The 5,413-nt window shown below is 46.6% G+C and carries 6 protein-coding genes and 1 pseudogene; all 7 read left to right on the top strand.

The window, feature by feature from the left end:
• On the top strand, window positions 1–1,066 hold a 1,066-nt coding region (locus E2K52_RS13205), incomplete at its 5' end, for a deoxyguanosinetriphosphate triphosphohydrolase (RefSeq protein ID WP_151205509.1).
• A gap of 116 nt (window positions 1,067–1,182) precedes the next feature.
• A complete protein-coding gene (gene ruvA, locus E2K52_RS13200) occupies window positions 1,183–1,785 on the top strand; it encodes a Holliday junction branch migration protein RuvA (protein WP_151205508.1) in 603 nt (200 codons plus the stop codon).
• A 236-nt stretch (window positions 1,786–2,021) separates the two neighbouring features.
• Entirely contained in the window at window positions 2,022–3,029 is a 1,008-nt protein-coding gene (ruvB, locus tag E2K52_RS13195; protein WP_151205507.1) for a Holliday junction branch migration DNA helicase RuvB, read from the top strand.
• Between the two features lie 509 nt (window positions 3,030–3,538).
• Window positions 3,539–3,946: a tol-pal system-associated acyl-CoA thioesterase gene (gene ybgC, locus E2K52_RS13190; protein ID WP_151205506.1), complete on the top strand. Its 408-nt coding sequence runs from the start codon at window positions 3,539–3,541 to the stop codon at window positions 3,944–3,946.
• A gap of 27 nt (window positions 3,947–3,973) precedes the next feature.
• Window positions 3,974–4,672: a protein TolQ gene (gene tolQ / locus E2K52_RS13185; protein WP_151205505.1), complete on the top strand. Its 699-nt coding sequence runs from the start codon at window positions 3,974–3,976 to the stop codon at window positions 4,670–4,672.
• Window positions 4,672–5,121 (top strand): protein TolR, encoded by a 450-nt coding sequence (gene tolR, locus E2K52_RS13180; protein WP_151205504.1) that lies wholly within the window; start codon window positions 4,672–4,674, stop codon window positions 5,119–5,121. The genes tolQ and tolR overlap by 1 nt, the downstream gene beginning before the upstream one ends.
• Before the next feature lie 3 nt (window positions 5,122–5,124).
• Window positions 5,125–5,413, top strand: a pseudogene (locus tag E2K52_RS13175) (protein TolA); the annotation flags it as partial.

The raw sequence follows: 5,413 nt of genomic DNA, 5'->3' as shown, positions 1-5,413 counted from the left end.
GATTTCCCCGGCCGATGCCGGCGCGATTATTCAGGCAGCCTGTCTGGCGCATGATATTGGTAATCCGCCCTTTGGTCATGCGGGTGAATATGCAATTCGGGAATGGTTTGATGATGTATCGCATACGGACTTCTTAAAAGATTTGAGTGCCGAGCAGGAAGCCGATGTACGCCAGTTTGAGGGCAATGCCCAAGGTCTGCGCCTGCTGACCAAGATTGACTATCATCCCAACGACGGCGGCATGCGCCTGACGTATGCCACTTTAGGCGCTTATTTAAAATATCCGTGGCTGTCCAAAACCATTGCCTCTCAAGGGGACCGCCCGGCCAGTCAACGAGCCAAATTTGGCTGTTATCAGGCAGAAAAAGATATTTTAAAACAGATTGCAGAAGAGCTTGGACTGATCCAGTTAGACGAATATCAATACTGCCGCCACCCACTCACCTATCTGCTCGAAGCAGCCGATGACATCTGTTATGCCCTGATTGACCTGGAAGATGGCATCAGTCTGAATATGCTGAGTTATGAGGAAGTGGAGCCGGTATTTCTAAATCTGCTGGGCGACTATGGTGTTCCGTCCGAGATAGCCATGGACAATACCACCTGGCAGCAGAAAATTGCCGCCTTGCGTGGCCGTGTGATGAAACGCCTGGTGAATGAAGTGACCACGGCCTTTGCCCGACATCATGACCAGATTTTATCGGGCCAGTTACAGGGTGGGTTATTGCAATATTGTACAGCAGATATTGAAAGCGGGATTGACCGGGCCAAAGAACTGGCGCGTGACAGGATTTTTGAGCATCCGCAAAAAGCAGGACTGGAAATCATTGCTCATCAATGCTTGCAGAATATTCTGGATGCATTTATTCCGCTAACTATACCGCATAAAACGCTGAGCTTTAAGGAACAGCGCCTGATGTCGATTCTGCAACGCTCAGGTGCGAATTTCACAGCCAGCCATTATGAAAATATTATGCAGGTGCTGGATATTATCTCAAAATTTTCTGATCATCAGGCCTATAACCTGTCACAGGAATTACAGGGCAATAAAGTCGGATTATTATAAAATATCCTGCTGTATTAAGTGATGATGACAGCACCCCCCCATTGTGCAGCAGTGGTTTTGCCTTTACTGAAAATGCTGACTACTATGCTACAAACTGAATTTAGTGATGATAAAAGATGATTGGATGCCTAATTGGTGAAGTACTGGCGCTTGAAGCACCGACTGTCCTGTTAAATGTAAATGGCGTGGGTTATGAAATTGATACACCACTTACCACCTTTTGCCAGCTCCAAAAAGGTCAGCACATTACCCTGTGGACACATCTGGCCGTACGTGAAGATGCGCAGTTACTCTATGGCTTTTTAAATGCCCAGGAAAAAACCATTTTCCGGACCTTACTAAAGGTAAATGGCGTTGGCCCGAAAATGGCACTCGGTATTCTGTCAACGTTAAGTGTAGAAATGCTGATTCACACAGTTGAGAACGAAGACCTCAACACCTTGGTCAAAGTACCGGGGGTGGGCAAAAAAACCGCTGAACGCCTGATGATTGAGCTGCGAGACCGCTTTAAGGCGATGGCCACAGGTACCACACCGGCCAATTCTACTGCACCCCAGATTCAGTTTATGGGGAATTCTGCAGTGGCCGAAGCCGAAGCAGCCTTGCAATCACTCGGTTATAAACCAGCTGAGGCACAGAAACTGGTCAACGCAGCCAAAGGCGAGTTTACTGAAGCCAGCGATATTATCCGTGCAGCATTAAAATCGATGAATCGCTAATGATTAACGTCAACCACATATGTTAAGCACTTAGTTTTACTACACGTTAGACGACATGGATGTCGTCCGTTAGATTGGGATATAGGGACATATCCTCAATCTAACAAAGGGTTTTGTTACTTTTGCCCTGTCAAAAGTAAAATACCGCCTACGCAATGGCCGTTAAACACAAATCATTATTTGAGGCTGTCCCAACAGCATCAAACAGCTTCAATAAAGAGATGAATTAAATCGATATGCAAGACCGTCTCATCAGTGGTTCTGAAAAACCCGAAGATCATTTTGATCGTGCCATCCGTCCGACCTCCCTCGATGACTACATCGGTCAGCCCGTGGTCCGTGAACAAATGGAAATCTTTATTGGCGCTGCTCGTGGCCGTGAAGAAGCCCTCGACCATACGCTTATTTTTGGTCCTCCCGGCCTTGGAAAAACCACACTGGCCAATATTATTGCCCGGGAAATGGGCGGCAACTTAAAATCCACTTCAGGCCCAGTGCTGGAGCGTGCAGGCGATCTGGCAGCGATGCTGACCAACCTTGAAGAGGGTGATGTTTTATTTATTGATGAAATTCACCGCCTTTCCCCAGTCATTGAAGAAATTCTATACCCAGCGATGGAGGACTACCAGCTAGACATCATGATTGGTGAAGGTCCGGCTGCCCGTTCAATCAAACTGGATTTACCTCCATTTACACTAGTGGCGGCAACCACACGTGCTGGTCTGCTGACCTCTCCCCTACGTGACCGTTTTGGCATTGTGCAGCGTTTAGAGTTCTATTCTGTTGCTGACCTGACCCATATTGTGTCACGTTCAGCCAGCTTAATGGATGTCCCAATGACAGACGATGGTGCAAAAGAAATCGCCCGCCGTGCCCGAGGCACACCACGTATTGCCAACCGTTTACTGCGCCGCGTACGTGACTATGCACAGGTCAAAGGCACTGGTGAAGTCACTCAGGACATGGCACAACGGGCGCTGGATATGTTGAATGTCGATAAAGATGGCCTGGATACTTTAGACCGCCGTTACCTGTCGATGTTACTGGAACGTTTTGAGGGTGGCCCTGCGGGTGTTGAAGCCGTGGCAGCGGCCATGGCAGAGGACTCCGGGACTCTGGAAGATGTGATTGAACCCTACTTAATTCAGCAAGGTTATGTCATGCGAACTGCACGTGGACGTATTGCCACCAATATGGCCTATTTACAATTTGGCATGACTCCACCTGAACCAAAAGATAAATGACCGGAAGGGAGTACATACTCCCTTATGGTTTTCGGTCAATATTGAGCATTTTCATATCATCCTGTCCTTATGGGTAACGCAGAGAATCCTTAGCGTTTGTCAGTCGTAACTTGGGTAAGAAACCAAGTTATTCATACCGGATAGACCGGGTATATACAGTTATGCTTCTGAGCACTGCTAAAACATTTGCCGTCATTAAAATCACTCAGCAGACTCAAGTGAGCTAAAAACAGAACAACACAAGCGGATTTCCCCCTATTCAGATCTAGGTGAGTCAAGGTACTCACCCTGCTAAGATTGCCTCATAAATAAGCAATTGACTGCGCTCTACAGACGCAATAACGTGCCGACTCAGATTTGACATCTTGTGCCATTGGTCTCAAGGCTCACAATGCTAAACTTTGACGCGCTAATTTGCTTGGCTTCAGGAAGGAATAGAGTAGATTTCAAACCTTGCCCCACCTTTTAAAACAAGCAAATATTTCGTAAAACCTGCATGGAACAAAACTATGGCGAATCACTTTGAATTCAATATCCGCGTCTATATTGAAGATACTGATGCGGGTGGCATTGTCTATCACGCCAACCATATTCGCTATATGGAACGTACCCGTACCGAATGGTTACGTGCGGCTGGCGTCAGTCATTACTGGCATCAGTCCGACTATAACTTTGTTGTGCACAAAATTAGCGTGAAGTATATGCGTCCAATTTTAATGGATGATTTAATTACTGTTACTGCACGTGTCATTTCATGTAAAGCTTCATCATTTGTATTGCAACAAAATATTTATCGTGGTGAAATCATGCTTGCATCTGGCGAGGTAGAGTTGGCATGTATTAGTGCAGAAATGAAACCGCGTCGACTTCCAGATGAAATACGCGAACTGATTCGAAAAGAATTGGAACAAGACTAAAAAAATTAATTGGCACACGTAACAACTATGGCAACTCAGTTAGAATCATCTCTTCAAGTTTCAGATCTTATTTTACAAGCAAGCCCTGTCGTACAACTGGTGATGCTTTCTTTGCTGTTAGCCTCATTGTACAGCTGGTATCTGATTGCCAAGTTATATATGAGCTATAAAAAGGCTCAGGCTGAAGACCAGCATTTCCAGAAAATTTTCTGGTCAGGGGCCGAACTGAAAACCTTATATAACAATGCTCAGCTAAATTCTAAACGTACCGGTCTTGAAGATATTTTCTATCAAGGTCTGGGTGAGTTCCTGAAACTGAAAAAGCGTCATGCGCCGACTACCCAGTCCATTGAAGGCACAGAGCGTATTCTGCGTGTCGGCCTCAGTCGTGATCAGGGACAACTTGAACAGGGATTGGGAGCTTTGGCCAGCATTGGCTCAGTTGCACCCTATGTCGGTCTTTTTGGTACGGTCTGGGGCATCATGAATGCCTTTATTGGCTTGGCTGATGTCGAGCAGGTAACGCTGGCCACCGTTGCACCGGGCATTGCAGAAGCGCTGATTGCTACAGCCATTGGCCTGTTTGCAGCAATTCCAGCTGTATTGGCTTTTAACCATTTCACCGCTAAAGGCGAAACCCTGTACTCAGATCGTGCCCTGTTTGCCGAAGAAATGGTGGCGCTGCTGCAACGTCAGTCGGTGGGCTTAACACAGGACACGAACTAATGGCTATTCAAGGTGCAGGACGCTTTGCGCGTATTAAAAAACCACTGAAAAGTGACATGAATGTCGTACCTTATATCGATGTCATGCTGGTACTTCTGGTTATTTTCATGGTGACAGCTCCCATGATTACCAGCGGTATTAAAGTTGACTTGCCTCAGGCCAATGGCCTACCCATCGAATCTAAAGATGCACCCACTATTGTCACACTGAAAGAAGATGGAACCTATTATCTGGACTACAAAAACCAGACCACAGGCCCAGTCACACTAGCTGAGTTGAGCCAGACTTTGGTGGAAGCACAGACCGAGGCTGAGAAGAATAACAAGTTGCTGAATGTCGTGATCAACGGTCACACCACCCGTCCTTATGGCGATGTCATGGCGCTGATGTCGAGCCTACAAGATGCCGGTTTGTCTCAAGTCGGTTTACTGACCAAACCATTAGAATAAAGTATGAAAAATTATCAGAAACCACCCTTTCAGCAAAAAGCAGTGGCGATTGGATTTACCTTGGGAATCCACGCTGTTGCTTTGGTGGGCCTACTTTTTCTGGGCATGAGTAAGCCACCCGAACCACCAAAACAGATCAAAACGGTCCTGATCAAACCTGAGGACTTAAAACCGCTGACTCACGAAAAAACCGAGTTTAAAGAAACAGCCCATGAAAATGTGGCAGAAGAAATTACCCAAACAGCTGAACCGAGCGTAGAGCCTGCCCCGGTGGTTCCAACAGCAGCTGCAC

The organism is Acinetobacter sp. RF14B (assembly GCF_006864105.1).
Taxonomy (GTDB): domain Bacteria; phylum Pseudomonadota; class Gammaproteobacteria; order Pseudomonadales; family Moraxellaceae; genus Acinetobacter; species Acinetobacter lwoffii_C.
The sequence above is the reverse complement of the archived record's forward strand: the minus strand, read 5'-3'. Positions and strand labels throughout refer to the sequence as shown.

Excerpts from the sequence above, each read along its gene's own strand:
- ruvA (WP_151205508.1), top strand. The coding sequence starts at position 1,183 with ATGATTGGATGCCTAATTGGTGAAGTACTGGCGCTTGAAGCACCGACT.
- ruvB (WP_151205507.1), top strand. The coding sequence starts at position 2,022 with ATGCAAGACCGTCTCATCAGTGGTTCTGAAAAACCCGAAGATCATTTT.
- ybgC (WP_151205506.1), top strand. The coding sequence starts at position 3,539 with ATGGCGAATCACTTTGAATTCAATATCCGCGTCTATATTGAAGATACT.
- tolQ (WP_151205505.1), top strand. The coding sequence starts at position 3,974 with ATGGCAACTCAGTTAGAATCATCTCTTCAAGTTTCAGATCTTATTTTA.
- tolR (WP_151205504.1), top strand. The coding sequence starts at position 4,672 with ATGGCTATTCAAGGTGCAGGACGCTTTGCGCGTATTAAAAAACCACTG.